We start from the raw sequence: 25,157 nt of genomic DNA on the forward strand, positions 1-25,157 counted from the left end.
TTCGACAGTCGAACACGCGTTCGATAGTCTGACGGTAGTTCCTACCGGCACGGCGAAAGGTCGATCCCCATGGCCACCGTCAACGCCATCCCCGACCTCACCGGACTCGACAAAGCCACCCAACTCGACGTCCTGCGCCGCCGCATGGCCACCGTCCCCGGCGGCCGCCGCGACCACGCACCCACCGAACTCCCCACCATCACCGCACCCGAACCAGCGCCACCCACCGCAAGCGGTACGGACCTCACGGGCAAGACCGACGATCCGGAACCACTCAGCGCCGCTGTACGCGGCAAACCCTGCGAACCATGCCCCGTACCCCCACCGCTAGATGCGCTGCTCCCACGCCGAGCCCTGACCCGCGGAACCGCCGTCTCCGTCACCGGTGCCGGGTCCATGCTGACACCGGTTCGGGCCTGGGCTGCCGTCACGGTGCTCGCGCTGGCGGTGTTCGCGGTGACCGCTACGGAGATGCTGCCCATCGGAGTCCTACCAGCAATCTCGGACGACTTGGGTGTCGGTGTCGGTGTCGCGGGTCTGTCCGTCAGCCTGTACGGCATCGTCGCCGGCGTCCTCGCCCCTGTGGCGACCAGGTGGACGCGTGCGGTCGACCGCCGCACCGTGGTGCTGATCATCGTCGCTGTGTTCGTACTCGGTAACGCTGCGACCGCTCTGGTGACGTCGTATGCGCAGCTTCTGGCGGTGCGGTTCGTGGTCGGGATTGCGCACGGGTTGATGTGGTCGATCGTCGCTGCGGTAGCAGTGCTTCTGGTTCCGCAGCCTCAGCGGATGAGAGCTACCGCGGTGACCTTTTCGGGCATCTCCCTTGCTCTCGTCTTCGGTGTTCCGGCAGGAACCTGGATGGGGGAGTGGGTGGGGTGGAGAGGTGCATTCGCGGCCCTCGCCGGTCTGACGGCGGTGGCCGGTGCCGCCGTTGTCGTACTGATACCGGCCTTGCCCGCGTCGCGATCCGCCCAGGCTGCGAGCAGCATTCGAGATGTTCTGCGACGCAGTCGAATCAGACGAGTTCTTCTGATCACCGCAGCTGTGGTGATCGGAAAGTGCGCTGCCTATATCTATATCGCGCCCTACCTTCTCGGCGGTGTGGGTGTCTCCTCGGACGTGGTCGGCGGGTACCTGTTGATCTATGGGATTGCCGGGGTTGCGGGGAACGCGCTAGCCGGGTTCGTGTCCGCGCGCTCGCCGATGATGCTGGTGGTGGGTGTTGCCGTCCTGGCCGTCGTGTTGCTGGTTCTCGCTGCTCCTATGGGTGCACTGAGCGTGTTCGTGTTGGTCGGTGTGTGGGGGCTGTCGTATTCGGCGCTACCGGTGCTGTTGCAAACTGCAGTGTTCGATGCCGCACCGGACTGCCGCGAAGCGGCGACGTCGTTGTACGTGTTGGTGTTCAACGTCTCGATCGCCGGCGGCGCGTTGGCCGGTGCTGTCGGTATCGATGTGCTCGGACCCATAGCGCCGATAGCTCTCGGAGCGGTTTTCTGTGCGCTCGGGACCGTTGCGGCTATCGGTGCGCGTCGGTCGTGAAAGGCCGTGCCGGGACGCGATCCCGCCGCCCTGCGCGCTTGCGAGCCCTGACGGCCCGCAGGCGCGGCCCTATCCGGACTAGGCGGGGACGTCGACACTGCAGCGCCGTGCGGTGCGTGGAGCCGGCTGATCCGGTAGTAGTTGTGTCGTCGATGGCGCTCCTGAATTCACCATCTGATCAGGGTGTGGTTGCGAGTATCGATTGCATGTCGTGGGTCTCGAGCAGTTGTCGGTAGTTTGCGTCGGGCATTGCGTTGATCAGTAGCCGTCCACTGATGTCGGCTTTGATGTATTCGACGGCGAGCAGGCCTGTGACCGGATTGGTGGTCAGCACTGCTTCCGCTGGTGAGCGGTCGCCGAATTCGGCCACGACGGTGTCGACATCGTCGGCGACGGCCACAGCGAGGCGTCGACCGGACAGCCTCAGTCGTGCGCTCGCCCCACATTCGGAGAGGTCATAGACCTTCGGACCGCGGAGGGTACGTGGACCGTAGATTGCAACATGCGTCTGCACCCCACGCTGTGCTGCACGCTCGAGGGCAGGGCCTGTAGCGTCGAGCTCTTCGTCCCAGATGCCGGCGAACAGTTGCGAGTGCGCAGTGTCGATGAGGCGCACGAATGCGTCGAGAATCGATTCTCGCGTGTAGAGCGACCACACCAAACCCGCGCGGTCGGCAGCGGGCATGGCATCGAGCTCGTCGATCGCCGCTGCGACATCGGCCTCGAATCGCGCAGCGAGCCCGGTGAGGAGATCGCGGTGCGGAACAGCTCCGTACAGAACAGGCTCTGATCTGTTCACCACAACCGCGCCTTTGGTTTCGAGGCGGGCGAGGGTCTCGTACACCTTCGACGGCGGCATACCTGCTCGCTTACTGACTTCGCTGCCGTTCATCGGAGACTGCCCCACCAAAGCGGTATAGGCCTTGGCTTCGTATTGGGAAAACCCGAGCCGCATCAGGGCCGACTGCAGCTTCGATGTCGGTTTGTCGTTCACATGAGCAGTGTATTCCTCTTGCCCATCTCTTCACTACCCTGGTAGTACTGTCTATGTTACTACCGAAGTAGTGAAAGGAAATTGATGCATACACGTATTTCGTCGGGATCGCCGTGGGAATCATCGGTGGGCTATTCACGTGCCGTGATGGCAGGCGACACCATCTACATCTCGGGCACTGCGGGAGAGGGCCCGGATGTGTACCGGCAGACTCTCTCCGCGCTCGCAACAGTGGCCACGGTCCTCGCCGAGTCAGGGTTCGAATTGTCGGAGGTGGTGCAGAGTCGCCTCGTCGTCGCTGACTTCGAGAATTGGCAAGACGCTGCCCGTGCTCACGGCGAGGTGTACGGCGAGGTCAAGCCGGCATTTTCGTTGGTGCACGCGCTGCCGTTCGTCGACGCGGAGACACTCGTGGAAGTCGAGTGCATCGCGGTACGTCACCGTGCCGTCTGAAAGTGTTGCACGCGTTGATGATGTGGCCGTAGATCGCCCACTGACCAGCGCCGAACTTGCAGTGTCAGCGGTAGTAGCGGGGATCGCGATCGCCAACGGTTACGCCATCGCACCGGCGTTGGGCGAGGTTGCGGCCGATCTGGACGCATCGTTGACGGTCGTCGGGTTCGTCACCTCCGGATCGCTCGTCGGGTATCTCGTCGGTGTGCTGATGCTGGTTCCGCTCGTCGATCGGATGCGGCCCGCTGTAGTGATCGCGGTGCAGTTGCTGGCACTCTCAGCGGCTCTGTCGTGTGCTGCGTTGGCTCGCAGCGCTGCGGTGCTGATCGCAGTGTTCGTCCTGATCGGGGTGCTGACCTCGGTGGCTGGGCAGTCCAGTGCACTTGTCGGCCGCTTGGCCGACCCGGTCAAGCGGGGTACCGCGCTCGGCGTCGTCGCGGCTGGGATCTCGGCGGGCATCGTCTCCAGTCGACTCGTCGGAGGAATACTTGCATCCGCGTGGGGGTGGAGGGCGATGCTGGCGATCTTCGCCGGATGTTGTCTGGTCGCTGCATCGGCAGCTTTGGCAATCCTACCGAGAGAGGTGCCGTCGGGCGCAGGTCGTCGGCAGTCGGTAGTGCGGACCGCCCCGGCACTGTTGATGCGTCACCGATCGTTGCGGCTGGCGGCTGCGAGTGGAGCACTCTGGTTCTTCGCATTCAATCTCATCTGGGTCGGCTTGTCCCTGGCACTGTCGGCTGAGCCGTATTCACTGAACGGGAGGACTATCGGTCTGTACAGCCTGGCAGGGCTTCTCGGTTTGGCCGCGACATGGCCGGCGGGCAAGCTCACTGACCGCTGGGGAAGCCGCCGAGTCATGCTGGCTTCGCTGAGTGTCACAGCCATTGCTGCGCTCCTTCTCACCGTGGCCCTCGGCAATCCGGTCTGGACGACGCTGGCACTCGCTGCCTTCGACGCAGGATGCTTCAGTGCCCAGGTCGCGAACCAGGCCGCGGTCGTCGCTGTCGACGACCGTCGCGCGGGCACTCTCCTCGGGGTCTACATGCTGATCTATTACAGCGTAGGAGCGTTGGGAACCGTCGTCGCCAGCCTACTGGCGACCTTCGGCGAATGGCCTGCAACGACCGTGGCCGCTACCTCCGCTGTGGCCGTAGCCACAGCGCTCACGTACCCCTCACCACGCACCCGTCTGGTATCCGCACGACCCTGACGTGAACCCGACTCGCCCCAGGGGCCACGCCCCGCGTTCCGGACACCGGGGTTTGTTCATCGAGGGCATAGACAGGAGAATCAGCATGACCGCATGGAACCTGGATCGTCAATTGCGCACAGGCGAAGGCGCAGTGCGATGGTCCACTTTCGGGACCGGTGATCCCATTGTTCTACTTCACGGAACACCGTTCTCGTCGCTGATCTGGAAAGACATCGCTCACGGTTTGGCCCTTACCCGGCAAGTGTATGTGTGGGACATGCTCGGGTTCGGGCAATCCGACAAGAACATCAGCCAGAACGTCGGTTTGGCGAAGCAAGCCGACATCTTCGGCGACCTGCTCGACGAATGGGGTCTGGGCAGCCCGAGCGTGGTGGCCCATGACGTCGGAGGTGCTGTCGCTCTTCGAGCAACTCTGTTGGGAGGGAGAATGTTTCGTGATTTGACGCTGGTCAACGCGGTTAGCGTCAATAGCTGGTCTTCCGGGGGATTCTTCAGCACTGTGAAAAACGATGCGGCAGCATTCTCGGCCCTTCCCGAGTACGCACACAAGGAATTGGTGACCAGCAAGATCAGCGACGGAAGCCATGTCGGTCTCAGTGCAGGTGTCCTCGACGCGTTCGTCGACCCATGGACAGGCACTGCAGGTCAGGATGCCTTTTACCGACAGTACGAACAAGCCGACGAAACCGACACCGACGAATTTCAAGAACTACTGGGTGATCTCGCGGCCCCAACAACGATCCTGTGGGGCCGACGCGATCGATGGCTCGACGCAGAATACGCCCTGAGACTGCGTAAGCGATTGCCTCGCAGTAATTTCCACTGGATAGAAGGCAGTGGACACATGGTGCAGCACGATGCCCCCGCTCGGCTGCTCGCGCACTTGCTCACGCCGCTGGACCAGGCAGCGTCGCCCCCAACCTTGCGTCACAATGGCAGCCGCAAGTTCACTGAGCGCTGATACAGCTCGTCACGGCATCGCTGGGATTCCAAGCGACGTCGCGGTGCCGGATCCTGTCGTCCGGTCGAGGCCGACGAGCTTCGCTGCTGCCGCAGTGAGGCTGGTCTGGAGACCTTCGGCTTCGCCGGTCCAGCCGTTGTTTCGTGCCTCGTGAATGCGGTCGCGGAGGTTGGCAATGATGGCGGTCAGCCTCGTTCGAGCGGTCGGATCGACCTGCTGGCTGGGGCATCGGATGCAGGCATGTTCGTGTTTGCACGGAGTGTTGTAGGGGGCGACCGCAGGTTCAGAGTTCGAGCTTGCGATGCTCGGGGTGATGTTGGAAGTCGTTCCACTCCGCGTCGGTGGGGCTGCGGTATTCGTCGTCCGGTCGTTGCGCACGTCGGGCATCGAGAAAAGTTCGACAGGAGCGAACGAGCTTCTCGTCGAAGACGGCGGTGTAGATCTACGTCGTCGAAATATGCTTGTGCCCCAGCAGTTTTGCGACGATGTGGATGGGCAGTCCGCTGCCGACCGACTCGGTGGCAAACATGCGTCGAAAGTCGTGCGCGGTATACCGAAGCGGGTTGCCGGCGTTGTCGACGATCCGTGTCCCGGCGAGAGTTTGGTTGAGCCACTTCTGGATCAAGGTCCGTGCTGGGACCGCCCATTGCCAGCCCATTCGATGCTGGAACAGATGCGGTAGCGGTGGATTTCTGATGCGCTCGTGGCCGTCGTATCGCGCCGTGAGGGGCACTGCTCCGCCGTTGGTGGTTCGCAGGCGCGCGATGATCGTCGCCAGCACTCTCGCGAGTTCCGGACTGACCAGCAGAAGGCGTTCTTCGCCGGTTTTGGACGGGACAATCTGCAGCATCGGCACGATCTCGCCGGTCGATGGCAGTGTGTAGGACACGACTGCGAGGTGGGTGAGTTCGAGGAGTTCCTCCACTCGAATTCCGGTGTGGCGAAACGTCTCTATCACAGCCCATGCCCAGAATGCGTCGTGCTCTTCTATTTCGATTTCGATGATCTCACCGGTGTCGATGACTTCGGCGAGCACCGGTGGATGATCGTGCTGGTAGCTGGATTTCGTGAACGAGGGCGCGATGGACCGGCGGTAGCACACCCCGAGATGCTCGAAGGTCTCTCCGACCGCCACCGACGCGGTGGCAGTGAGTAGCGCGGCCGGTCGATCACAGATTGGACCTGCGATCAATGAATAACGCTAGTACCTCTATCGAACCGGCCGAAGACCACGTCGGCCACGCCAATACGGTCTTAATCCACCCACGAGTGCTGACCGGGGCTTTGGCCACTGCCATCGTCCTCACCGTCGGTATAGCCGCGGCGTCCTTCTGGCTGTCCTTCGCAGCCCTGCGGGATCTCGCCACAATGGCAGGTACCGAGCCTGGGAGAGCCTGGGTGATACCCGTCGTCCTCGACGGCGCAATCGTCGCCACCACGGTCACCGCAATCGCACTGTCTCACCACACCGACCCACGAACAGTGCGCGGGCGCCGCTTCGTCCTCTGCGTTCTTGCCGTCGCAGCCGGAGCCTCGATCGCAGGCAACGCCTACCACGCAACACTGACCTCAACCGTGATGCCCGCTTTCGTTGCAGCCGGCATCGCCACCATCGCCCTAGTCTTCCTCCTGGCGATGACCGAAGTTCTCGCCGTCATACTCCGAGCACCACGCGCCAGCCGTCTGGAAACGTCGTTGCCGAAGAATGTGATTGGCAGTCTGCCGAGCCGTGAAGGCGCTCCGAAGCCGGTCGCCGAACCTACAGACGAAGCCAGTACCCAGCAGCTCAGCGACCTGTTTGACGCACACGGAGCCCTGCACGACGACGTCTGGACAACAGCGTACCTCTATCACAAGCATCCCGAAGCGCAGGGAAATTTTGCAGCAGTCGCTCGGATGCTGAAAGTCAAAACTTCAACAGTCACCCGGCGCTACGACAAGCTGGTCCAACTCGTCGTAGACGTCGCGGAATCGAAAGTGCCCAATCATCTCCTCGCCCTGCATGAAGGCTCGAAGGAGGCACAAGTAGCAGCCGGCTCGGATGCCCCGTACGAGGTAGAACAACAGGCGGCCACCGGTGAGTACGCGGAGGCGACACGATGACGCAGCAACGAGACTCGCGCCTCAGTCAACGCCGCCGCCGCACACGAGTTCGCCGACCGCGGCTACGCCGGCGCTTCGATCAACAGCATTATCGCCAACTCCACATCCACCAACGGCCCGATCGGATCCGACCGCCTCGCAGCGTCCGCCCTTCTCGCCGACCCCGCCTTCAACCGCGTCATCAAGGAGGCCGGCGTCACTGGCCGGTCGGCTTTGTATCAATACAATGGTCCATCGCCGACCTCGTCCGACTTCGATCCGAGCGATGACACTGTGTTCTCCACAGTTGGCCGGGGGTGGAATGTTCGTGGCTCGCTCGGCAAACGCGAGGCATACCCTGCGGGCGCACCCGTGTTGTCCGCATGCATCGTCGGAGATCCCGTATGCGACCTCAACTCCGTCGGCCTCGGTGGCATCAACGCGAAAGAGGCCGCCGAGAAGAGCTGGTACCACGGCCTCTACACCGATGTGAACTTCCAGGACACTTCTGCGACTCTGGCCACTTTCGTGGGCAAGGCCGCAGCGGGCATGGCGAAGGGCTGACCGATGAACAAGACAACCACCCTGCTCGCAGGGCTCACCGTCGCAGGGTCCGCCCTTCTCACCGGCTGCTCCTCGGCACCCGAGATCACCGGTATGTGGGACTCCACCGGTCCATCGAGCACCGTCTACTTCTACGACGACGGAAGCTGCGAAGGCATGATGAGCGTCGACATCGGCGGCCCGATGTACTGCACACTCTCGGACGACGAAGCCGACGGCTACTACACGATGAAGGTCCGCCAGAGCGAGAACACGGCGACCTACCTCGTCCAACCCGACGGTGACGACCACCTCGGCGTCTACAACTCGTCAGGAACCCTGGTCTTCGAGCTCGACCGCATCTGACACCCACGAGACGGCGCACGACCCACGAGAACAACGGGTCGTGCGCCGTTTTCATGCCTGTCAACGGATCCGCGATCGGCAGCGGCAACCGGCGTGGCCGACGCCCAGCGCGTACCGCGACACCGACATGACGCGCTACCGCGACACCGAGCGTGGCCACGCCCCGTCGCTCCGCACAGTCACCGCACGAGCTCCACGACCGGGAGGTGGCCACACCGCGATCGGAGACGAGCGTCATGCGTCCGCCTGTCGGCGGTGCCGGCCACCCTCCGGGCGTCCACCCGAACCGAGCTCCGCTGCGCTCCGCACCGTAGAAGAGCATCGTTCTTTCGGGCATCTGGCTGCCGGCGAGTCTGCGTCACCCGTGCCCGCCTTACCCACCCCTGACTCCGCTGCGCTCCGGCCCTGCGGGCGCCGAAAACTTTTCACGAACGCCTCCGGCTGAAAACTTCCCGGCCCAGGGGCGGGACGACGTTCCCGTGCGCCGCCTACTCTCCCCACGCCAGATGACGGCGAAAGAACGCGGGGTAGGACGCAAGACCGACCCGGCACGAGTTCCGAAGGGCAGCAACAGTTATGACCGAGACCACGAACACCGACGCCGTCACCTGCATTGCGGACGGCCCCGATTGCACCGGCGACGTCGAATACCGGGACGCACTGTCCGGAACCGGGGTATCGCATCCGAGGTGCGACAAGCACTGGCAAGACCGGCTCGACCTCGAGGACGACATCCGCCGCCGCTACCCGGCCCACGCACCCGCCGACTTCGACCCCACCTACGCAGGCGAGCACTGGGACGAGGACTACTGACCCGCCACGCTCACCACCCCCACCCGACCCGCACCGACCGAGGAGCAAAGGCCATGACCACCAACGACATCGACGACTACTGGACCACCTACGACAAGGCCCTCGACGCGGCCGCAGAATGCCGGAGCGTCGAAACCCTGATCGACACCCTGAACCGCTACTACCCGCCCTCGTCCGGAGTCGCGTTCTTCCCCAACGGAGCCGACCGAGACCTACTCGGCACCCTCACCGACGCCGGACACTTCGATACCGTCTGGATCCACGCGGACTACCACTTCGCACTCCGTGACGGCCGCGGAGACGGATTCACCTACATCGAAGGCGACATCGTCCGCGGAACCTCACGCCGGTAACCGACCGCCCCGGTGCCAGACGGCACCGGGGCCACCAACCCCGCACCACCTGGAAGGAACGCCCCTGATGCCCGCTCAAGCATGGGTGACCCTGATCGTCGGCGTCCTCGCCGTCGTCGGCGTCGCCCTGACCGTCCGTCAACGCACCGTGGCCGACAAACGCGCCCAGGCCTGGCAACGGATCACCTGGTGCTTAGAACGCACCACCAGCGAGAACGAGGCCGAAGCCGCACTGGGCTGGGATATCTACACACCGGTGACCGACTCGCCGCTCATCACCCGAACCGAACGAGACGTGCTGCGCGCCGTCGCGACCCGGGCGTTGTGGCGAGCACTGGCGTCACCGGCACAAACCGAGGACACTGACAACCAGAACGAGCAGGAGGACCCACGATGACCACCACCGAGAAGCGCACTACCGCCGCCCGCCCACAGGTAGCGCGGGCCGCAGCACGGGCATCGGTCGCGTTGTACGAACGTGACGGCCTCGAGGTACCCCAGTGGATCCGCGACGCTGCCGAAGGGCGCCCGACCACCCCACCGGCAGAGCAGCCCTGACACAGGCACCAGCCGCAGACCGACAAGGCCCGCACCCGACACAGGGTGCGGGCCTTGTCCGTTGCCCAAGAGGGGCACAGCGGCTCGCGTAGGACCGGGCCACCCTGCGGGCGTCCACCGAATCGAACTCGCCACCGCAAAGCGGCGGTGATCGAGTCAATGCCCGGATTCGGCCCGCTGCTCGGTGCCGAGCTCCTCGCCGCTGCAGGCGGCGACGTGTCGGTGTTCGGCACAGCGGATCGTTTCGCCGCCGTTGCCGGTCTTGCTCCGGTCCCACGCGACTCCGCCCGGATCAGCGGCAACCTCCGCAGGCCGCGGCGCTATGACCGGCGGCTAATGAGGGCGGCCTATCTCTCCGCCCAGCTCAGCATCCGATCGTGCACGGAGTCCCGCATCTACTACGACCGCAAACGAGCGGAGGGCAAGCGACACACCCAAGCTGTTCTGGCGCTTGCCCGACGCAGATCGAACATGCTCTGGGCAATGCTGCGGGACGACACGCCGTACCACCCCAAATCCTCCGCTGCGCAGCGCAATACAGAGATGTTGCGGCGTGAGCTGGAGTGCGTAGCAGCGCTAATTAGCGAACCGGTCACCGCCGTTGACCGGTTGTCGTGAAGTCCAACGGTCGCTGACGTCGGGGCGGTTGGCAATCGACCTTGGGTGCGGTTCGTTCGCCGGCCGGGCGGAGCTCATCAGGACGGCGAGTCCAGCCATGATCAGCGCGACACCGAGCCATCCCGCGGTCGTGGGTCGTTCACCGACGAAGATGACCGCGAGTGCGGTGGCGAATACGGGTTCGCTGAGTGTCAGTGTCGTGGCGGTCGCGGCATTGATCCTGGCGAGGCCGTGGCTGAACAATATATAGCCGCCGAACATCGGGACGATCGCGAGGTAGGCGATCACCGTGAGGGGTCGTCCCGACAGGTCAGAGGTGAATGCCGCGGCGACGACGATGGGAAGCAAGGCGATGCCGCCGGCGCCGAAGACGGCCCCTGTCGATGCGCCGCGATTGATGCCGCCGCTCATCAGGTCCCGCAGTGATCGGGAGTAGCCAGCGTAGGTGAGTCCGGCGACCAGCCCGAGAGCGACACCGGCAGCGGCGGAGGTGTCGCCGGGTGAGTGGACGCCGCTGCTCATCAGCACCGTCCCGCCGATTCCGAGAGCAGCGGCGACGATCCAGGCGCGGGTCAGGCGTGTCCCGTCGAGAACACGGTCGACGACAGCCGAGGCCAGGGGAGCGGATCCCAGAGACACCGCAGTGCCCACCGCGATGCCTCCGATCCTCATCGAGGAATAGAACGCCAACGGGTAGATCGCCACGCACAGCCCACCCGTGAGCACGACTGCCCATCGGGCCATCAACGTGGGGCGAGCGCGGCGGAGTGCGTCGACGTTCAGTGCCGCTTGGAGGAGACCGCCGATGCCCATCGCCGCAGCACCGATCGCGAGTGCGCTGATCGTCGGGGCGAGCGACGCGGCGGTTCCGGTGGTTCCCCACAGCACGGAGGCACCCAGTACGGCCGCCGAGCCGAGCATTGTGCTGTTCACAGCGTCGCGAGGATGTTCTCGGCGATGGCCCTGGCGGCGAGGACGCGGTCCGGCTTTCCTTCGAGACCGGCCCGCGACATCGCGCCTTCGAGGATGAAGGACAGTTGCTCGCCCACTGTTCTGGCGGTCGATACCGGGTGTGCGCAGCTCAGCTCTTCGATGATGATGCTTTCGACCTGCTCTTTGTGCGTGCGGACGGCGACCCTCCCGGGGGCGTCGGCGGGCAACTCGGCTGCGGCGTTGAGAAGGCCGCAGCCGCGGAAACCGTGCGGATACGCCATGCGTGCGTGATCGAGGTAGGCGTCGAACACTGCCAGCACCCGATCATCTGACGTCGTCGCTTCCGCACGTCGGCGGGCATGGAGCCGGAGCCACTCCTCGTGCCGCTCACCGAGATAGACCTCAACCAGATCGTTTTTCGACTCGAAGTTGTTGTACAAGCTCATTTTCGCCACACCCGCCGCGGCGGTGATGGTGTCGATCCCGGTTGCGGCGATGCCGTCGGCATAGAACAGCTCTGCGGCAGCGGACAGGATCCGGGTGCGTGCCGACGGGGATCGAGTTGATGTCATGAGGTAACCATGCCACTCATTGGGTAGACCTGTCTACCTAAACAGGCACCTCGTAGCGTCACGCCAGACTGTTTCGCCCCCTCCGGCGGCGACCGAGCAGAACGGCCTGCGGCCGTGCTTGACAAAACCTATTGAGATTCCCTTCTGGCCTTCCGATTTTGACCGGCGGTGACCTCCGCGCAACCGCCGGCGTCCGCTGCGCTCCCGGCCCGAAGGGCTCCGGAAACTTTTCACAGACGCCTGCGGCTGAAAACTTTCCGGCCCGACCATTGCACTCCGGCCCCCTCCTGCCGGTCCAACTCTCCTCTGCCAGAACGGCAAAAAATTGGCGGGCCACCGAGGTTCGCCACGTTGAGCAGAGGAGCGCGAGATGTCGAAGACCACCGCCCAGAAAGCCCACAGCATCACCGACACCGACAACTACGGCGCAGTGGTCACCCACACCACCGCCACCATCGTCGGACGCCAGAAAGCCGTGGTCAACGTCCATGCCGCCGCCACCGACGACGCCCAGATGATCGTCACCTTCAACCGCCTGATGATGACCTTCCGCTCTGCCGCCGCCGTGCACGCGTTCATCGCTGGACTGGCCGACGCCCGCACCCTTATCGGTCGAATCGACAACCAGGCACCCCAGCCAGGGGGGCCGGGCGACGACTACGCCCGCGCCGCCATGTCCGTTGTATGGATCGCGCCACCGGAAACCGCCGTCACGCCGCGCGAGCAGTACGTACCCGCCCGGCGGCGCACCATGCACTGGGTCGAGGTCCACATGGGACCGGTCACCTGGCGCATCATCGACCGCCTCGGCTACGTCACCATGCTCGACGAGCTCCGAAACGTGCACCGCATGGCCGTCGCGATCTTCACCGACGGCGACCAGTACACGAGCGACCCGACCACCCTGACCGACGCATTCGACGACGCCGAACGCGAACACCAGGAAGACATGGCTGCACCCTGGCGTCGACGCCTCTAAGACGCTCTCAGCCCCCGGCCCCGGACCCGACACGGTTCCGGGGCCGAGTCATCTCCATCCACAGGCGAATCTTCTGTCCCCAGATTCCGGAAAATGCCTGCGCATCGCGGACCTCGCTCGCGCTCGGTACGCGATGCTGGAAGAACCACGCACCACAGGCCGCCCGGCTCACCCACCCGAAGGAACACGACACCGATGATCACCTGGACCGTCACCACACGACCCGACCGCCAACCCGAAACCATCACCGCCGCAGGATCAGAACCAAGCCTCATCGCAGCGAAACGCGCCGCCGCCGACGCAGTCCGCTACGCCCTCCTCGACGCCCAGGCCCACGCAGACGCCAGCCCCACCAACACCCCACCGACCTACCTCGTCACTATCGACGAAGCCTGCGCCCTTATCGTCAGTCTCGGAGCCTGCCGACCCGGCAACTACACCGGCGTGCTCGACAACCTCGAACACTTCGACGGCACCGCCACCCACCTGCTCTACCTATGATCAGGGGACTGCAGACCTGAAAGCGTTGCGAGAGAACAACTCTGTCGGTACCCACTGCCACACTCGACGTCATGCGAATCAGAACCCTCGACGGACCGCCACTGCCAGCCGAAATCGCAGCGAACACAGCGCGACTCCTCGCACTCGTGGAACTGAACAACGCCCGGCCCCAACCGGAACCGAACGCCACGGCCAACGACCGCAGTCCCCACGCGCGACACTCCTGAATCCGCCAACCCCTACAACCAAAAGCCCGGTGACCACGAACGGCCACCGGCTCCTGGCGCTTCTACCTATCAGCCATAGAACAACTGCAACAAAGCAATCAGCACGTCAACGGCCCCGTGAACCCACGGACCCACCACATCCCAGACCGCCAGCAGCACTGCCCACACAGGAGGCGAAACCTCGTCACCCTGCCACGGCACATCGACACCGAACACGTTGCACACCAGCTGAATCCGCCAGTGCACCTGCGCCAGTGTCGACAAGGTCCTCACGGGTCGTGAACCCCTGAACCTCGCGAACCATCCTCTCCAGCCTGCTCGCCCGGTCTCGGACCCATCATTCTTCTCTGCAGCCACAATACTTTCCCTTCGTAGTGAAATTCCGTCCCGTTGTTGGGGTGATTTGCGCACACGTGTGGCATATCGGCCTTTCGGTTGGATTCTCGATATCTTGGCTCAGCGGTTGCTTCGCCTCCATTAGAGTCCCATATCGAAGGGCCTTTCCGCAACCCCCCAAATGAATGCACGGTGGCCCCGTATCGGCAGGTCAAGGCCGGTTTATAAGTTTAATCGCGTACTTATCAAGTGCGAATTATTACCGGAATAAAGCAGCGGATATCTCTGATTCCTTTCCGGATATTCGCGATTAATTGCGTGGAATAGATAAATGTTCGACAAAAGAATCTATCCAGGGTCTACGAGCTGCCGCGACACCGAGCGTGGCCGGTCTCCGTCGCTCCCGCACAGTCACCGGGCGAGCTCCTCAGGTGGAGGTGGTCACCTGCCGACGTCGACGAGCGGTCTCGCATTCCGCCTGCCGGCGGTGCCGGCCACCCTGCGGGCGTCCACCAAACCGAACTCCGCTGCGCTCCGCACCGCGAAAAGACATCGGTTTCTTGTCGCACATCTGGCTCCCGGCGATACTGCATCACCCGTGCCCGCCGCCTCAACCCCTCGCTCCGCTGCGCTACGGCCGAAGGCTCCGAACACTTTTCGTCCCGTACTCGCTGCGCTCCCACGAAAACTGTCCGGCCGCAGGGTTGCCCCGTCGTTCCCGTGCGCTGCTGTCTCTCCTCACGCCAGATGACGGCGACAAGAAACTGGCAGAGCAGGCCGGGGGACCGGTCACGACGGAGGAGGCACCAGTCATGGCCACACGAACCAAGATCAGCGCAGCGGACAAGGCCGAAGCACGCCGCGAGCTGGCGGCATCACTGCACGCCTCGATCACCGACAAAGTAGCCGAGCTGACCAGCTCCGACACCTGGCGCGCGTACCTCGACCACGTGGCCTCGTTCCACTCCTACAGCTTCAACAACGTCCTGTTGATCCTCAGTCAGAAACCAGAGGCAACGCAGGTCGCCGGATTCCGTGCCTGGCAGCAGCGCGGGCGGCAGGTTCGCAAGGGCGAGAAAGCGATCCGGATCTACGGCTACAGCTCCCGCACCGTCACCGAGACCGACCCCGCCACCGGCGACGAAGAAACCCGCAAGGTGCCCACGTTCCCGATTCTGTCGGTGTTCGACCACTCCCAAACCGACCCGATCGAGGGACACCCCCAGCCCGAAGAGATCGCGCAGCTTCTCACCGGCGCCGATCCGGACGCGATCTACGACCGCGTAGCCGCGATCATGACCGCACGTGGTTGGACCGTCACCCGCGAGGCGATCGCCAGCAGCGCCAACGGCTACACCACCACCGACGGATCGCACCGCATCGTCGTCGACGCAGCCCTAGAACCCGCAGCGGCCGCGAAAACGATGATCCACGAGGCAGCGCACGCGATCATGCACGCACCCGACCTCATCGGCCCCGAAGCCCGCAAAGACCTGCACCGGGGCCGGATGGAAGTCGAAGCCGAATCCGTCGCCTACGTCATGGCCGGGATGCTCGGAGTCGACACCAGCGCCTACAGCGTCGGCTACATCGCCGGATGGGCAGCAGGAGACCTCGAGCAGGTCACCGCCACCGCGAAAGCAGTACTGACCGCAGTCCACGAGCTGGCCGACGCCCTCGACACCGCCGCGGCCGCGGCGGACGACGGCGAGGACACCAGGACCGGGGAGGCCGCCTAGCCAGGTGGGGGCAGGTTCGCCGGCCGTGAGTTCCGGCCGGCGGATCAGGCCACCTGCGGTGTCCGCCGGATCGAGCTCCGCTTCGCTCCGCACTCGAAAGAGCAAAAACGTTTTTTCACTGCGGTTCTGGCTACCGGCGAGCATCCATCACCCGTGACCGCCGGCTCAACCCCTCGCTTCGCTGCGCTACGGCCAAGGCTCCGACCACTTTTCGTCGAGCAGTCGCTGCGCTCCCACGAAAACTGCCCGGCCGAAGGGTTGCCCCGTCGTCCCCGTGCGCTGGTTTCTCTCCTCACGCCAGAAGCGGCGAAAAAACGTGGCAGGGCATCAGGGTCCGGCCATCAGTTGAGAAGGGACGTAGCGATATGCACGACACCATCACAGGACCGAGGACGGTGGGACTGCACACGGCGATCATGACCGCGATCGGTCAGGTACCGGGGCAGGTCAAGGCTCACGCGCTCGCGCAGGTCACCGCCTACACCGAGCAGGTCAACCGAGCTGCTGAGGATGCAAATTCGACCACCGTCGATGCGCACCTCGAGCGGGCCGCGTTCTGGGCATGCACCGCCCGCGAAAACGGAGCCAGTGAGGCCGAAATCCGCGCCGCACGCCAGGCAGGCCACCACCAGGCAGCCACCGCTCAGCAATAACCCCCAGGCCCGTACAGGCCCGGAAAACAAGAAAACACCGGACAGCTCCTAACTGCCCGGTGTCTCCAACCGAAGAATCTACCAGGGAGAGACACCACCATGACCGCAAGCATCGAAACCACCACCGCCGCAACCGAAGCCCCCACGACCGGCACCACGCCGGTCGTGGGGGCGGGCGAGGAGTTCGCCCGCCTGCACCCCACCGCCCTCGAAGTCGGCCCCAACGTCCGCGACGAGGTCGACACCGATTCGGACGAGTTCCGCGCCGTCGTCGCCTCCATCACCGAACACGGTGTGCTCCTTCCGATCCTCGCGCGCCGCGACGAGGACCGCATCGTCGTCATCGACGGCCAGGTCCGCACCCTCGCCGCTCTCGAAGCCGGGGTCGACAGTGTGCCGGTGCTGATCCGGCCGACTGCGAGCAAGGCCAAGGACCGTGAAATCGAACGACTCACGCAGCAGGTGAACACCAACGACCGCCGCATCGCGCTCACCGACGGTCAACGCGCGAAGGCCGTGACCGCGATGTTCGAGCTGGGTCTGTCGGCTACCAAGATCGCCAAGACGATGCAGTACGACAACCGGGACACCGCCAAAGCCGCAGGGACAGCGGGTCGCTCGCAAACAGCTCGCGAGGCGCTCGACGCCGGGCAGCTCGACCTCGAGCAGGCGGCAGTGGTCGCGGTGTTCGACGCCGACGGCGACACCGAGGCCGTCGAGAGGCTGCTCGACGCCGGGTCGTGGTTCCACTCTGTGGCGCAGGAGCTGATCGCGGACCGCGCCGAACGCAAGGCCCGCGCCGAAGCCGGTACCCCGTACGCGGACAAGGGCCTGACCGTCCTGGTAGACGAGCCCGACTACGACAGCCCCTACGTCGCCGCTGAGGACTTGGTGACCGCACACGGAGACCCGGTCACCAAGGCCATCATCGACGGCGCGGCCGAGCACTGGGCGGTGTGGCTGACTGCCGATGAGCAGATCACCCTCACCGCCAGCGGCGAGGTGATCGAGTCCGAGTCGATCGACTGGGCGACCGAGGGAGCCCCGAAAGCCGTCGCCGCAGAGGGTTACCACCACCACAAGGACGTCACCGTCGCCCAGGTGTGGGTGCCGGAGTACTTCACCGCCGACCCCGACGCGGCCGGTGTGAAACTGGGGCCGATCCTCGCCGCAGCGTCGAGTGAACCCGACGCGTCCGACGACCAGGCCGTAGCCGAGAGGAAGGCACGCGAGAAGAAGGCAGCGCAGGCAGCGCTCGCGGCCAAGGAAGCCGAGAAGGCCACTCGGCGGCGCACCGTCGCACTGAACAAGGCCAGCGCCGCCGCGACGATCGTCCGCAAGGAATGGCTGGCGAAGTTCCTCACCCGCAAGACCCTGCCGAAGGGGGCAGGGAAGTGGATCACCGAAACCCTCGTCGACGAGCCGGGACTATTGACCGAGAACAAAGCGCCGCAGTACCTCGCAGAGCTGCTCGGTGTGACCGTGCCCGCCGACACCAGCCCCAGCGCCGGATACCCCGGTGTCGCGGACAAAGCCGCGCGGCGAGCGCTCGCCGCCACGATCGACAAGACGCCCAGCGAGACCCGCGCGCAAGTGATCCTGCTCGCGCAGATCCTCGCCGCCTACGAAGCACGAGTGAGCGGCAAGGGCAACGACTCCTGGCGTCGCACGTCCTGGGGCAACCAGGACAACTACCTGGGCTTCCTCGACCAGCACGGCCACGTGCTGACCGTGGTCGAGCAGGCCGCAGCCGGAATGCTCACCCCGGAGCAGGCGTACGACGCGCTCACCGCGCCCAGTGAGGACAACGCCGCCGACCAGTAACGGAGCAGGGGTGGCGGGCATCATGTGCCCGCCACCCCTCATTCGTCGCTGCGGTCGGTGCGAGTACTGCCGAGGCTGAGCACCGCCGCTATGGCGGCACCGACGAGCAGCAGCATCACTGCGCTCTCGCTGCGTTCGGGCGCGCTGAGCTCACCCCAGGTCAACAGCCTGGCGATAACAGCGAGCCCGTACAGGCCGAGGGCGGCACTTCGATACCTGTCCATCGCCGGACAGTATCGGCCCCACAGCGCAGGCAGGGGAGCGTCCCTGGCCCGGGTCGAGGGGGCCTGCGGCAGCCCCTCGAGCTCCCCCGCTCGACGCCCCACCACCGCACTGCTCACGACGGGCAGGCGGCTCACGAACGGTCAGTGTGCGGCGTTGTACGCCTCTTCGATGGCGGCCGGGATGCGGCCCCGATCGTTGATCTCGTAGCCTTCGTCGGCGGCCCACTGCCGGATCGCGCGCGTCTGCGCCGGATCACGGGTGGCCGGTGTCCCGGTCTTCGCGGGCGTCGCCGCGCCGGCGGGGGAGGGCTTACGCTTGCGGCCACCGACCCGAGTGGAATGCTCGATGTAGTAGTCGAGCTTCCTGTGAAACTCGTTGGCGTTCTTCGCTTTCAGGTCGATCACGTACTCGACGCCGTTGACCGCGAATTCGATCGTTTCGCCGGATTCGTCGTCGATGACCGACCCGTCGATATCGTCCACCAATTGGGTTGTCACTCGTTTGGCCACAGCCGGAAAACCTTTCGATCACACGCAATGTCAGGGACTCGGGTAACAGCCAGCGTAACCAACGAATGTGGCGATGAGCTGCACCCTTTCATGTCACGACATCGCGGGGAGCGATATCGGATCGGATACCTTTGAATGCGGGATGCCGTAAACGTCCCGTCGCTGATTGTTCGCGGTATTCCACGGTCGCCACCAATTCCGGTGTCACCCAGGACACGCCGACTGCGTCGGTGCGGGGAATCGGACCGTACAGCGCACTGTCCTGACAGGTGCGCTCGGTGAGTGTGCTCCGCAGTTCGCGGCGCATTTGATCGGTGAAACCCGTTCCCACACGGCCGATGTAGACCAACTCGCCCGCCTCGTCGTACGCTCCGAGGAGCAGTGCCGCCAGTGTCCCGCCGGCGCGGCCGCCGGTAGGAACCCATCCGCAGATCACGCCTTCGCGTGTGTTCCGGATCGGTACCTTGATCCACGACGGCGACCGGATCCCCGATCGGTACACCGACCCGGCTTTCTTCGCCACGACCCCCTCGATGCCGTTGTCGGCGGCAATGCCCATCAACGTCTCGCCGTCGATTCCGTCATGGTCGGCGGCACCTGTACCCGCCGCCCGTCGTCCACGCCGAGGCCCTCGAGCAGCGCACGGCGCTGCGTGTAGGGCAGCGTCCGGACCGATTCGCCGTCGACGTCGAGGACATCGAACACGAAATACGTCACCGGGGTCGACCTCAACAACGCCGCCGACGGGCGCGCGACATGCATTCGGCGTTGCAGCAGCCCGAAATCGGGCCGACCGCCCGAATCCAGTGCCACCAACTCGCCGTCCAGGGTCACCGATCGACCCGCCGTCGTCTCCGACAACGCCGACGCCCCGTCCGGGAACGAGGCGGAGATGTCGTTTCCGTTGCGCGAGAACAGCTTCACCCGCGATGTGCCGTCGACAACGCTGACCCCGCGTTGGCCACTGGAGTCCGCACGGGTTCGATCGGCTGCCAGGAACCGGTGTAAGCCCAGGTTCCCTGGTCAGAGCAACGATTCTTCTTCATTCCGTGGTCGCTCAAATTTCATCAGTTACTCGCGGATTCTGCGAGTTCCTCTCATAAGTTCACTGTTCGTGTCAGATTTCGCTACTCGTCGGCAGCGACGTATCGCTGCCGACGGCGCATCGATTGCCGCGCGGGTCGGCAGCGGGGAACTTGCGGACGTCGAATCGCTGCAGCGGCTGGCGTCGGCGTCGGGGGACGACGAACACGACTTCTTCCGTAACACGCTGGTCGAATACGGATGGGCCAGAGATGTGGCGGGTCTGAGCCCGGCGACGTTGCAGAGAATCATGTATCCCGTGATCGAGATATGCGATTACTTCGATTGTGTGCCATGGCGATTGACCCAGAAGCAGTTCGATCAGTACTTCGCCGGTCCCGGTAAGCGCAGTCACGCAACCATCCGCAAGAAGACAGTTCAGATCGACAACTACTACCGATTCCTCGAGCACCGCTACGCCGGCGAGCTGCTCCGAGCGTTCGGTGTCGGTGTCGAGTCACCGGTCGACCCGTTCAACCGGCCGAGACACAGGGGTGATTTCGCGCTGCGGATTCCTCCCACTCGACGAGCGATGACAGCGTTCTTCGCCGAGTGGAGAGAGGCCCTGCCGCGCTCACGCAAGTACCACGTGAGCGCGCGCGACTACACCATGGCCAAGATTGCGTACCTGTCCGGTGCGCGCGCGTCGGAGCTGTGTGCGGTGAGGATCGGCGACATTCATTGGGAAGCGGGACAGTGGGGCCGCTTCGTCGTCGTGGGTAAGGGCGCTCGCGGATCAGGTCCACGCGAACGGCAAGCGTTTCTCTTCGAAGAGGGGAGAGAGCTGCTGTGGTGGTATCTCGAACAGATCCGGGGCGAGTTCAGCGACGACCCGACCGACGCGGGCGCACCGTTGTGGCCATCGGAACGCTTGCCGACCGCCGTCGCGGCGCTCAACCTCGCCGTTGCACCCGCGATTCAGCCCTCGACTTTCCGCCGCAATCTCAAAGCTGCGTCGCACCTTCATCTGAACGGCCCGGTGCGGGAGCTCTACCCCCATCTGCTGCGTCACGCCTGCGCCACCCACAACTACCAACAAGGCATGCCCTTGTGGGATGTGCAGAAGATGCTCGGCCATGAATGGGCGAGCACCACTGTGGGCTATTTGGCGTCGGCCGGAGCCGACCCGGAACGGTCTGTCATCGAGTCGACACAACGCGCCGTGCGGCGCTTGAGTACGGAGAATTAGAAGATGAAATGGAACCTGCGCATGGTCGCGGCGCAACGCGACATCTGGCGTCCGACGCAGCTACTCAAAGCATTCGAGCAGGTCGACTTCCACCCGTCACTGAGCAAGACTGCGGCCCTGTGGTCCTCGGCGCCGATCACTATCCGTCTCGATGACCTGGACAAGATCTGCGCGGCGTTGAACTGCACTGTCGGTGATCTGATGCTGGCGGAAGCTGTTCACAGCGTGGATCTCGACGCAGCTCCAGCACGCGCAATCGGTGATCGGTCGGGCCCGGCCGCACCCGCTACCGGGACCAGGAAGCGCGGAGTCCGCCGCGTCCCACCACCCAACTGATGTCGGAACGAAACCCTGCCGATGGGGTGGCGGCAAGCAATGCCGCCCGGCACACCGAGCGCACCATACGGATGATCGAGCAAACACCCGCGCAGTTCCGCGACGACGTGCAGGCGTGGGTCACTGCGCTGGGCGGCCGCGGTCGACGTAAGTCCAGACCGCTGACGGAAGTGACCATTGCCCTCTATCTCAATTTCGCGCAACCGGTCTTGCACGAATGGGCTGAGACACACCAAAGCCTGCGATCTGTCGAAACTGTCGACATCGAGCGCGCGCTGAGCCGTCATTCAGGGCAGTCGAGACACAACGTGCACACGGCCCTGAGGTCGCTCTTCCGCGGACTCAAACGCGAACGTCGCATCTTCGCCGACCCTGCCCGAGAGATCGCTGGTCGGTACAGCCGCAGGATCCTCAGACCGTTGCCGTCCGACCGCGTGCATGGGCTGTTCGATCAGCTGAGCAGGCCCGATGACCGGGTGATTCTGGCGCTCGTCGCGGTCCACGCGCTGACGATCGAAGAGGTCATCGGCTTCCGACTCGACCATCTCGACCGTTCGGCAGGACGAGCGACCGTCACCCGTCCGCACACCCGCCACACGTTCTGGTTGGACGAGTTCACCGCTGAGGTGCTCCGCGACTGGCTGATCTACCGTCAGCTGCGGTGGCCGACCAGCACGAATCCGTACTTGCTGATTACCCGGATAACTGCGCCTACCGCGCTGCCGGGCAGTCGCCACTACATCACCCGGCCATTCCGTGACCTCGGCATCACCGCCCGCGAACTGCGTGTCGATCGCATCCTCGACGAGGCCGCCCACAGTGGCGACCCAGTTGCCCTGATGACCGTGTTCGGTATCGGCACCACCACTGCGGTCCGCTATGTCAGGACTGCGCACCCAGGCCGATTCGACGTAGACCCCACTGCACCATGACTCGATCCGAAGTTCGGCCAACGGACTGGTCTTCGCCGCAGGTTCGTAGGCCACTCGACGCAGCCAACGCCTTCCCAAACATACGGGGAGGGGGTATGGTCGACATGTTCTCGAGATACCCCCAGGGGGTATCTAAGCAGCCAGAGGAGTGCGACATGATCACCACGATTTACAAAGTCACGGGCATGACCTGCGGTCACTGCGAAGCGTCGGTCCGGGAGGAAGTAAGCACCGTTGCAGGAGTCGACACGGTCGAGGCATCTGCAGCTGCGGGAACGCTGACGGTGACAAGTGCCGACGTGCCTGACCACGCCGGTGTCATTGCAGCTGTCCGCGAGGCTGGATACACAGCCGAACCGCGACCCACAGATTCGCGCACCGCGTAACCGCTGAACCTGGTGGAGAGAAGGATTTACCGCAATGAACAACCACACACATGCCGACGCTGGCGGAGCCGAGACAGCGGGCACGCTGCCGGGCCACGATGCATCCGAACACAGCGCAGCCCACTCCGGCCATGGCGAGAAGGAACACGAAGGCCATACCGGTCACGGTGGCCACGCCGGTCATGGGGACCACGTCGGCATGTTCCGTCGCCTGTTCTGGATCATGCTGGTCCTCGCCCTTCCGGTGATCGTTGCCTCGAACATGTTCGCGATGCTCCTCGGATACTCACTGCCCGACTCATCGTGGATCGCCTGGGTCTCCCCGGTGCTCGGAACGGTGATGTATGCCTGGGGCGGTTCCCCGTTCCTCACCGGAGCAGTCAGCGAAATCCGTTCACGCGCACCGGGAATGATGCTTCTCATCGCCCTCGCGATCACCGTCGCATTCGTCGCGTCGATGGGAGCGAGCCTCGGCCTGCTCGATCATCAGCTCGACTTCTGGTGGGAACTGGCACTGCTGATCGTGATCATGCTGCTCGGGCACTGGATCGAAATGCGATCCCTCGCGCAGACCACCTCCGCTTTGGACTCGTTGGCGGCGCTGCTTCCGGACACCGCCGAACGCGTCCAAGGCAACGATATGGTGCCGGTGCCCCCGTCCGAGCTGCAGCTCGGTGATGTCGTCGTCGTGCGCCCCGGTGGCCGAGTACCGGCGGACGGCACCATCGTCTCCGGATCGGCGAGCATGGACGAATCGATGATCACCGGCGAATCACGCACCGTCCGCCGCAGCGACGGCGACCAAGTCGTCGCCGGCACTGTCGCCACCGACTCCGGTCTCCGCATCAAGGTCACCGCAGTAGGGGAGGACACCGCCCTCGCCGGCATCGGCCGCCTGGTCGCCGACGCCCAGAACTCGACCTCGCGGGCCCAGCGCATCGCCGACACCGCCGCCGGCTGGCTGTTCTGGTTCGCTCTCGGATCTGCGATCATCACCGCGTTGGTGTGGACGCTATTCGGGATGCCCGACGACGCCGTCATCCGCACCATCACCGTGTTGGTCATCGCCTGCCCGCACGCACTCGGACTCGCGATCCCGCTGGTGGTCTCCATCGCCACCGAACGTGCCGCCCGCGGCGGGGTTCTGGTCAAGGACCGGCTCGCACTCGAAACCATGCGCACGGTGGACACCGTGCTCTTCGACAAGACCGGGACCCTCACCAAGGGTGAACCCACCGTCACCGCAATCGAGGTGACGAACGGGCGCACCGCCGACAATGTCCTCGCTCTGGCTGCTGCCGCAGAAGCCGACTCAGAGCACCCACTCGCACGGGCCATCGTTGCGGCCGCACGCGCGCGGAACCTGACCGTCCCGGCGGCCACCGACTTCCAGTCATCCCCCGCTGTCGGGGTCGCAGCCGACGTCGACGGCACCCGCGTACAGGTCGGCGGGCCCGCGCTGCTCGCGCAGGAACACGGATCCGAACTCGCCGTCGCCGACCGGTGGCGGGGCGACGGGGCGATCATCCTGCACGTCCTCGCCGACGGTGCCGTGATCGGTGCACTCGCGCTCGCCGACGAGATCCGGCCCGAATCACGCACGGCAATCGACGCGCTCCACGCGCGCGGAATCACCGTCGTGATGATCACCGGTGATGCCGATGCCGTCGCGAAGTCCGTCGCCACCGAGCTCGGTGTGGACCGCTACTTCGCCGGGGTGAAACCGGAAGACAAGTCCCACAACGTCGCTGCACTCCAGGGCGAAGGACGCACGGTGGCGATGGTCGGCGACGGAGTCAACGACGCCCCAGCGTTGGCACAGGCCGATGTCGGTATCGCGATCGGGGCCGGCACCGACGTCGCTATCGCGTCGGCAGGGGTGATCCTCGCCAGCGACGACCCGAGGTCGGTGTTGTCGGTGATCGAACTCTCGCGGGCCTCGTACCGGAAGATGAAGCAAAACCTCTGGTGGGCAGCGGGATACAACCTCATCTCAGTCCCGCTTGCGGCAGGAGTGCTCGCGCCGATCGGGTTCGTGCTGCCGATGTCGATCGGCGCGATCCTGATGTCGCTGTCGACGATCATCGTCGCCGCGAACGCGCAGCTGCTTCGGCGACTCGACCTTACGCCCGACACCATCGCCGGAGCGCTGAACGAGGGGAGTTCTAACCCTCCGTCACAGCGCACACCGTCACTGTGAGAGCTGATCTCGTACCGGAAACGCAGCCCTGACGACT

General features: G+C 64.7%; 31 protein-coding genes and 1 pseudogene. 23 read left to right on the top strand and 9 right to left on the bottom strand.

Going from position 1 to position 25,157, the window contains the following annotated elements; all coding sequences use genetic code 11:
• Positions 1-69: 69 nt before the first annotated feature.
• Positions 70-1,542 carry an MFS transporter gene (locus tag CH273_RS00770; protein ID WP_094618290.1) on the top strand — a complete coding sequence of 491 codons (1,473 nt, stop codon included), beginning with the start codon at positions 70-72 and terminating at the stop codon, positions 1,540-1,542.
• 178 nt (positions 1,543-1,720) lie between these two features.
• On the opposite strand, the gene CH273_RS00775 is transcribed toward CH273_RS00770, so the two are convergent.
• Positions 1,721-2,536 carry a TrmB family transcriptional regulator gene (locus CH273_RS00775; RefSeq protein ID WP_032393538.1) on the bottom strand — a complete coding sequence of 272 codons (816 nt, stop codon included), beginning with the start codon at positions 2,534-2,536 and terminating at the stop codon, positions 1,721-1,723.
• A gap of 84 nt (positions 2,537-2,620) precedes the next feature.
• Between CH273_RS00775 and CH273_RS00780 the strand changes: the two genes are divergently transcribed.
• The 3 genes from CH273_RS00780 (at position 2,621) to CH273_RS00790 (ending at position 5,163) form a co-directional block, all read left to right on the top strand.
• Positions 2,621-2,989, top strand: coding sequence for a Rid family hydrolase (locus CH273_RS00780; RefSeq protein ID WP_032393539.1), 369 nt, complete (start codon positions 2,621-2,623; stop codon positions 2,987-2,989).
• A 22-nt stretch (positions 2,990-3,011) separates the two neighbouring features.
• Complete coding sequence (locus CH273_RS00785; protein WP_052049163.1) at positions 3,012-4,199, top strand: MFS transporter; 1,188 nt, start codon at positions 3,012-3,014, stop codon at positions 4,197-4,199.
• 85 nt (positions 4,200-4,284) lie between these two features.
• On the top strand, positions 4,285-5,163 hold the full coding sequence (locus CH273_RS00790) for an alpha/beta fold hydrolase (RefSeq protein ID WP_052049164.1): 879 nt from the start codon (positions 4,285-4,287) through the stop codon (positions 5,161-5,163).
• A 442-nt stretch (positions 5,164-5,605) separates the two neighbouring features.
• Here the strand turns inward: CH273_RS00790 and CH273_RS28030 are convergent, their stop codons facing one another.
• Positions 5,606-6,355 carry a tyrosine-type recombinase/integrase gene (locus CH273_RS28030; RefSeq protein ID WP_230596585.1) on the bottom strand — a complete coding sequence of 250 codons (750 nt, stop codon included), beginning with the start codon at positions 6,353-6,355 and terminating at the stop codon, positions 5,606-5,608.
• Between CH273_RS28030 and CH273_RS00800 the strand changes: the two genes are divergently transcribed.
• The 8 genes and pseudogenes from CH273_RS00800 to CH273_RS00830 all read left to right on the top strand — a co-directional run.
• Positions 6,355-7,266, top strand: a complete 912-nt coding sequence (locus CH273_RS00800; RefSeq protein WP_082322322.1) for a DUF2637 domain-containing protein — start codon at positions 6,355-6,357, stop codon at positions 7,264-7,266. The two genes, CH273_RS28030 and CH273_RS00800, sit on opposite strands and share 1 nt — an antisense overlap.
• A gap of 273 nt (positions 7,267-7,539) precedes the next feature.
• On the top strand, positions 7,540-7,809 hold the full coding sequence (locus CH273_RS00805; protein WP_032393540.1) for a hypothetical protein: 270 nt from the start codon (positions 7,540-7,542) through the stop codon (positions 7,807-7,809).
• Positions 7,810-7,812: 3 nt separating this feature from the next.
• On the top strand, positions 7,813-8,154 hold the full coding sequence (locus tag CH273_RS00810; protein WP_032393541.1) for a hypothetical protein: 342 nt from the start codon (positions 7,813-7,815) through the stop codon (positions 8,152-8,154).
• Positions 8,155-8,730: 576 nt separating this feature from the next.
• Positions 8,731-8,967, top strand: a complete 237-nt coding sequence (locus CH273_RS00815) for a hypothetical protein (RefSeq protein WP_032393542.1) — start codon at positions 8,731-8,733, stop codon at positions 8,965-8,967.
• Positions 8,968-9,020: 53 nt separating this feature from the next.
• A complete protein-coding gene (locus CH273_RS00820) occupies positions 9,021-9,320 on the top strand; it encodes a hypothetical protein (protein ID WP_032393543.1) in 300 nt (99 codons plus the stop codon).
• Positions 9,321-9,387: 67 nt separating this feature from the next.
• Complete coding sequence (locus tag CH273_RS00825) at positions 9,388-9,717, top strand: hypothetical protein (protein WP_032393544.1); 330 nt, start codon at positions 9,388-9,390, stop codon at positions 9,715-9,717.
• Positions 9,714-9,878, top strand: coding sequence for a hypothetical protein (locus CH273_RS27510; protein WP_155288773.1), 165 nt, complete (start codon positions 9,714-9,716; stop codon positions 9,876-9,878). The genes CH273_RS00825 and CH273_RS27510 overlap by 4 nt, the downstream gene beginning before the upstream one ends.
• A gap of 129 nt (positions 9,879-10,007) precedes the next feature.
• A pseudogene (locus tag CH273_RS00830) lies at positions 10,008-10,406 on the top strand (IS110 family transposase); the annotation flags it as partial.
• 48 nt (positions 10,407-10,454) lie between these two features.
• Here CH273_RS00830 and CH273_RS00835 read toward each other — a convergent pair.
• Positions 10,455-11,429: a DMT family transporter gene (locus CH273_RS00835; protein WP_032393545.1), complete on the bottom strand. Its 975-nt coding sequence runs from the start codon at positions 11,427-11,429 to the stop codon at positions 10,455-10,457.
• The gene (locus tag CH273_RS00840) at positions 11,426-12,001 is read right to left on the bottom strand and encodes a TetR/AcrR family transcriptional regulator (RefSeq protein ID WP_032393546.1); all 576 of its coding nucleotides are present in this window, start codon (positions 11,999-12,001) and stop codon (positions 11,426-11,428) included. Before CH273_RS00840 ends, CH273_RS00835 begins: the two co-directional genes overlap by 4 nt.
• 370 nt (positions 12,002-12,371) lie before the next feature.
• Between CH273_RS00840 and CH273_RS00845 the strand changes: the two genes are divergently transcribed.
• The 3 genes from CH273_RS00845 to CH273_RS27515 all read left to right on the top strand — a co-directional run bounded on the left by CH273_RS00845 (position 12,372) and on the right by CH273_RS27515 (position 13,708).
• Complete coding sequence (locus CH273_RS00845) at positions 12,372-12,980, top strand: hypothetical protein (protein ID WP_052049165.1); 609 nt, start codon at positions 12,372-12,374, stop codon at positions 12,978-12,980.
• A gap of 195 nt (positions 12,981-13,175) precedes the next feature.
• The gene (locus tag CH273_RS00850; RefSeq protein WP_032393547.1) at positions 13,176-13,481 is read left to right on the top strand and encodes a hypothetical protein; all 306 of its coding nucleotides are present in this window, start codon (positions 13,176-13,178) and stop codon (positions 13,479-13,481) included.
• 71 nt (positions 13,482-13,552) lie between these two features.
• A complete protein-coding gene (locus tag CH273_RS27515; protein WP_155290773.1) occupies positions 13,553-13,708 on the top strand; it encodes a hypothetical protein in 156 nt (51 codons plus the stop codon).
• Between the two features lie 69 nt (positions 13,709-13,777).
• Here the strand turns inward: CH273_RS27515 and CH273_RS00855 are convergent, their stop codons facing one another.
• Positions 13,778-13,981, bottom strand: coding sequence for a hypothetical protein (locus tag CH273_RS00855; protein ID WP_094634685.1), 204 nt, complete (start codon positions 13,979-13,981; stop codon positions 13,778-13,780).
• 875 nt (positions 13,982-14,856) lie between these two features.
• On the opposite strand from CH273_RS00855, the gene CH273_RS00860 reads away from it, so the two are divergent.
• From CH273_RS00860 to CH273_RS00870, 3 genes are all read left to right on the top strand, one after another.
• The gene (locus tag CH273_RS00860) at positions 14,857-15,783 is read left to right on the top strand and encodes an ArdC-like ssDNA-binding domain-containing protein (RefSeq protein WP_032393673.1); all 927 of its coding nucleotides are present in this window, start codon (positions 14,857-14,859) and stop codon (positions 15,781-15,783) included.
• A gap of 365 nt (positions 15,784-16,148) precedes the next feature.
• Complete coding sequence (locus CH273_RS00865; protein WP_032393548.1) at positions 16,149-16,436, top strand: hypothetical protein; 288 nt, start codon at positions 16,149-16,151, stop codon at positions 16,434-16,436.
• 99 nt (positions 16,437-16,535) lie between these two features.
• The gene (locus tag CH273_RS00870) at positions 16,536-18,260 is read left to right on the top strand and encodes a ParB/RepB/Spo0J family partition protein (protein WP_052049166.1); all 1,725 of its coding nucleotides are present in this window, start codon (positions 16,536-16,538) and stop codon (positions 18,258-18,260) included.
• Between the two features lie 38 nt (positions 18,261-18,298).
• Here the strand turns inward: CH273_RS00870 and CH273_RS00875 are convergent, their stop codons facing one another.
• The 4 genes from CH273_RS00875 to CH273_RS27525 all read right to left on the bottom strand — a co-directional run bounded on the left by CH273_RS00875 (position 18,299) and on the right by CH273_RS27525 (position 20,008).
• Complete coding sequence (locus CH273_RS00875; protein WP_032393549.1) at positions 18,299-18,619, bottom strand: hypothetical protein; 321 nt, start codon at positions 18,617-18,619, stop codon at positions 18,299-18,301.
• A 6-nt stretch (positions 18,620-18,625) separates the two neighbouring features.
• On the bottom strand, positions 18,626-18,994 hold the full coding sequence (locus tag CH273_RS00880; RefSeq protein ID WP_032393550.1) for a histone-like nucleoid-structuring protein Lsr2: 369 nt from the start codon (positions 18,992-18,994) through the stop codon (positions 18,626-18,628).
• Positions 18,995-19,082: 88 nt separating this feature from the next.
• On the bottom strand, positions 19,083-19,553 hold the full coding sequence (locus CH273_RS27520; protein WP_052049167.1) for an ATP dependent DNA ligase: 471 nt from the start codon (positions 19,551-19,553) through the stop codon (positions 19,083-19,085).
• A complete protein-coding gene (locus tag CH273_RS27525; protein ID WP_082322323.1) occupies positions 19,553-20,008 on the bottom strand; it encodes an ATP-dependent DNA ligase in 456 nt (151 codons plus the stop codon). The genes CH273_RS27520 and CH273_RS27525 overlap by 1 nt, the downstream gene beginning before the upstream one ends.
• A gap of 100 nt (positions 20,009-20,108) precedes the next feature.
• On the opposite strand from CH273_RS27525, the gene CH273_RS00890 reads away from it, so the two are divergent.
• The 5 genes from CH273_RS00890 (at position 20,109) to CH273_RS00910 (ending at position 25,120) form a co-directional block, all read left to right on the top strand.
• Positions 20,109-21,266: a tyrosine-type recombinase/integrase gene (locus CH273_RS00890; protein WP_218829555.1), complete on the top strand. Its 1,158-nt coding sequence runs from the start codon at positions 20,109-20,111 to the stop codon at positions 21,264-21,266.
• 3 nt (positions 21,267-21,269) lie between these two features.
• Complete coding sequence (locus CH273_RS00895; RefSeq protein ID WP_179275398.1) at positions 21,270-21,602, top strand: helix-turn-helix domain-containing protein; 333 nt, start codon at positions 21,270-21,272, stop codon at positions 21,600-21,602.
• The gene (locus CH273_RS00900) at positions 21,602-22,534 is read left to right on the top strand and encodes a site-specific integrase (RefSeq protein WP_143546156.1); all 933 of its coding nucleotides are present in this window, start codon (positions 21,602-21,604) and stop codon (positions 22,532-22,534) included. The genes CH273_RS00895 and CH273_RS00900 overlap by 1 nt, the downstream gene beginning before the upstream one ends.
• Before the next feature lie 155 nt (positions 22,535-22,689).
• Complete coding sequence (locus CH273_RS00905) at positions 22,690-22,920, top strand: heavy-metal-associated domain-containing protein (RefSeq protein ID WP_032393551.1); 231 nt, start codon at positions 22,690-22,692, stop codon at positions 22,918-22,920.
• Between the two features lie 34 nt (positions 22,921-22,954).
• Complete coding sequence (locus CH273_RS00910; RefSeq protein ID WP_032393552.1) at positions 22,955-25,120, top strand: heavy metal translocating P-type ATPase; 2,166 nt, start codon at positions 22,955-22,957, stop codon at positions 25,118-25,120.
• The last annotated feature ends 37 nt before the right edge of the window (positions 25,121-25,157 follow it).

This window comes from Rhodococcus sp. 05-339-2, from assembly GCF_002258965.1.
In the GTDB taxonomy this organism is placed as follows: domain Bacteria; phylum Actinomycetota; class Actinomycetes; order Mycobacteriales; family Mycobacteriaceae; genus Rhodococcoides.

Coding starts and splice junctions, on each gene's coding strand:
- CH273_RS27520 (WP_052049167.1), bottom strand. CDS start 19,553: ATGGGCATTGCCGCCGACAACGGCATCGAGGGGGTCGTGGCGAAGAAA.
- CH273_RS00900 (WP_143546156.1), top strand. CDS start 21,602: ATGTCGGAACGAAACCCTGCCGATGGGGTGGCGGCAAGCAATGCCGCC.
- CH273_RS00800 (WP_082322322.1), top strand. CDS start 6,355: ATGAATAACGCTAGTACCTCTATCGAACCGGCCGAAGACCACGTCGGC.
- CH273_RS00845 (WP_052049165.1), top strand. CDS start 12,372: ATGTCGAAGACCACCGCCCAGAAAGCCCACAGCATCACCGACACCGAC.
- CH273_RS00815 (WP_032393542.1), top strand. CDS start 8,731: ATGACCGAGACCACGAACACCGACGCCGTCACCTGCATTGCGGACGGC.
- CH273_RS00860 (WP_032393673.1), top strand. CDS start 14,857: ATGGCCACACGAACCAAGATCAGCGCAGCGGACAAGGCCGAAGCACGC.
- CH273_RS00780 (WP_032393539.1), top strand. CDS start 2,621: ATGCATACACGTATTTCGTCGGGATCGCCGTGGGAATCATCGGTGGGC.
- CH273_RS00770 (WP_094618290.1), top strand. CDS start 70: ATGGCCACCGTCAACGCCATCCCCGACCTCACCGGACTCGACAAAGCC.
- CH273_RS00895 (WP_179275398.1), top strand. CDS start 21,270: ATGAAATGGAACCTGCGCATGGTCGCGGCGCAACGCGACATCTGGCGT.
- CH273_RS00825 (WP_032393544.1), top strand. CDS start 9,388: ATGCCCGCTCAAGCATGGGTGACCCTGATCGTCGGCGTCCTCGCCGTC.
- CH273_RS27510 (WP_155288773.1), top strand. CDS start 9,714: ATGACCACCACCGAGAAGCGCACTACCGCCGCCCGCCCACAGGTAGCG.
- CH273_RS00850 (WP_032393547.1), top strand. CDS start 13,176: ATGATCACCTGGACCGTCACCACACGACCCGACCGCCAACCCGAAACC.
- CH273_RS27515 (WP_155290773.1), top strand. CDS start 13,553: ATGCGAATCAGAACCCTCGACGGACCGCCACTGCCAGCCGAAATCGCA.
- CH273_RS00820 (WP_032393543.1), top strand. CDS start 9,021: ATGACCACCAACGACATCGACGACTACTGGACCACCTACGACAAGGCC.
- CH273_RS00810 (WP_032393541.1), top strand. CDS start 7,813: ATGAACAAGACAACCACCCTGCTCGCAGGGCTCACCGTCGCAGGGTCC.
- CH273_RS00905 (WP_032393551.1), top strand. CDS start 22,690: ATGATCACCACGATTTACAAAGTCACGGGCATGACCTGCGGTCACTGC.
- CH273_RS00840 (WP_032393546.1), bottom strand. CDS start 12,001: ATGACATCAACTCGATCCCCGTCGGCACGCACCCGGATCCTGTCCGCT.
- CH273_RS00870 (WP_052049166.1), top strand. CDS start 16,536: ATGACCGCAAGCATCGAAACCACCACCGCCGCAACCGAAGCCCCCACG.
- CH273_RS00865 (WP_032393548.1), top strand. CDS start 16,149: ATGCACGACACCATCACAGGACCGAGGACGGTGGGACTGCACACGGCG.
- CH273_RS00790 (WP_052049164.1), top strand. CDS start 4,285: ATGACCGCATGGAACCTGGATCGTCAATTGCGCACAGGCGAAGGCGCA.
- CH273_RS00910 (WP_032393552.1), top strand. CDS start 22,955: ATGAACAACCACACACATGCCGACGCTGGCGGAGCCGAGACAGCGGGC.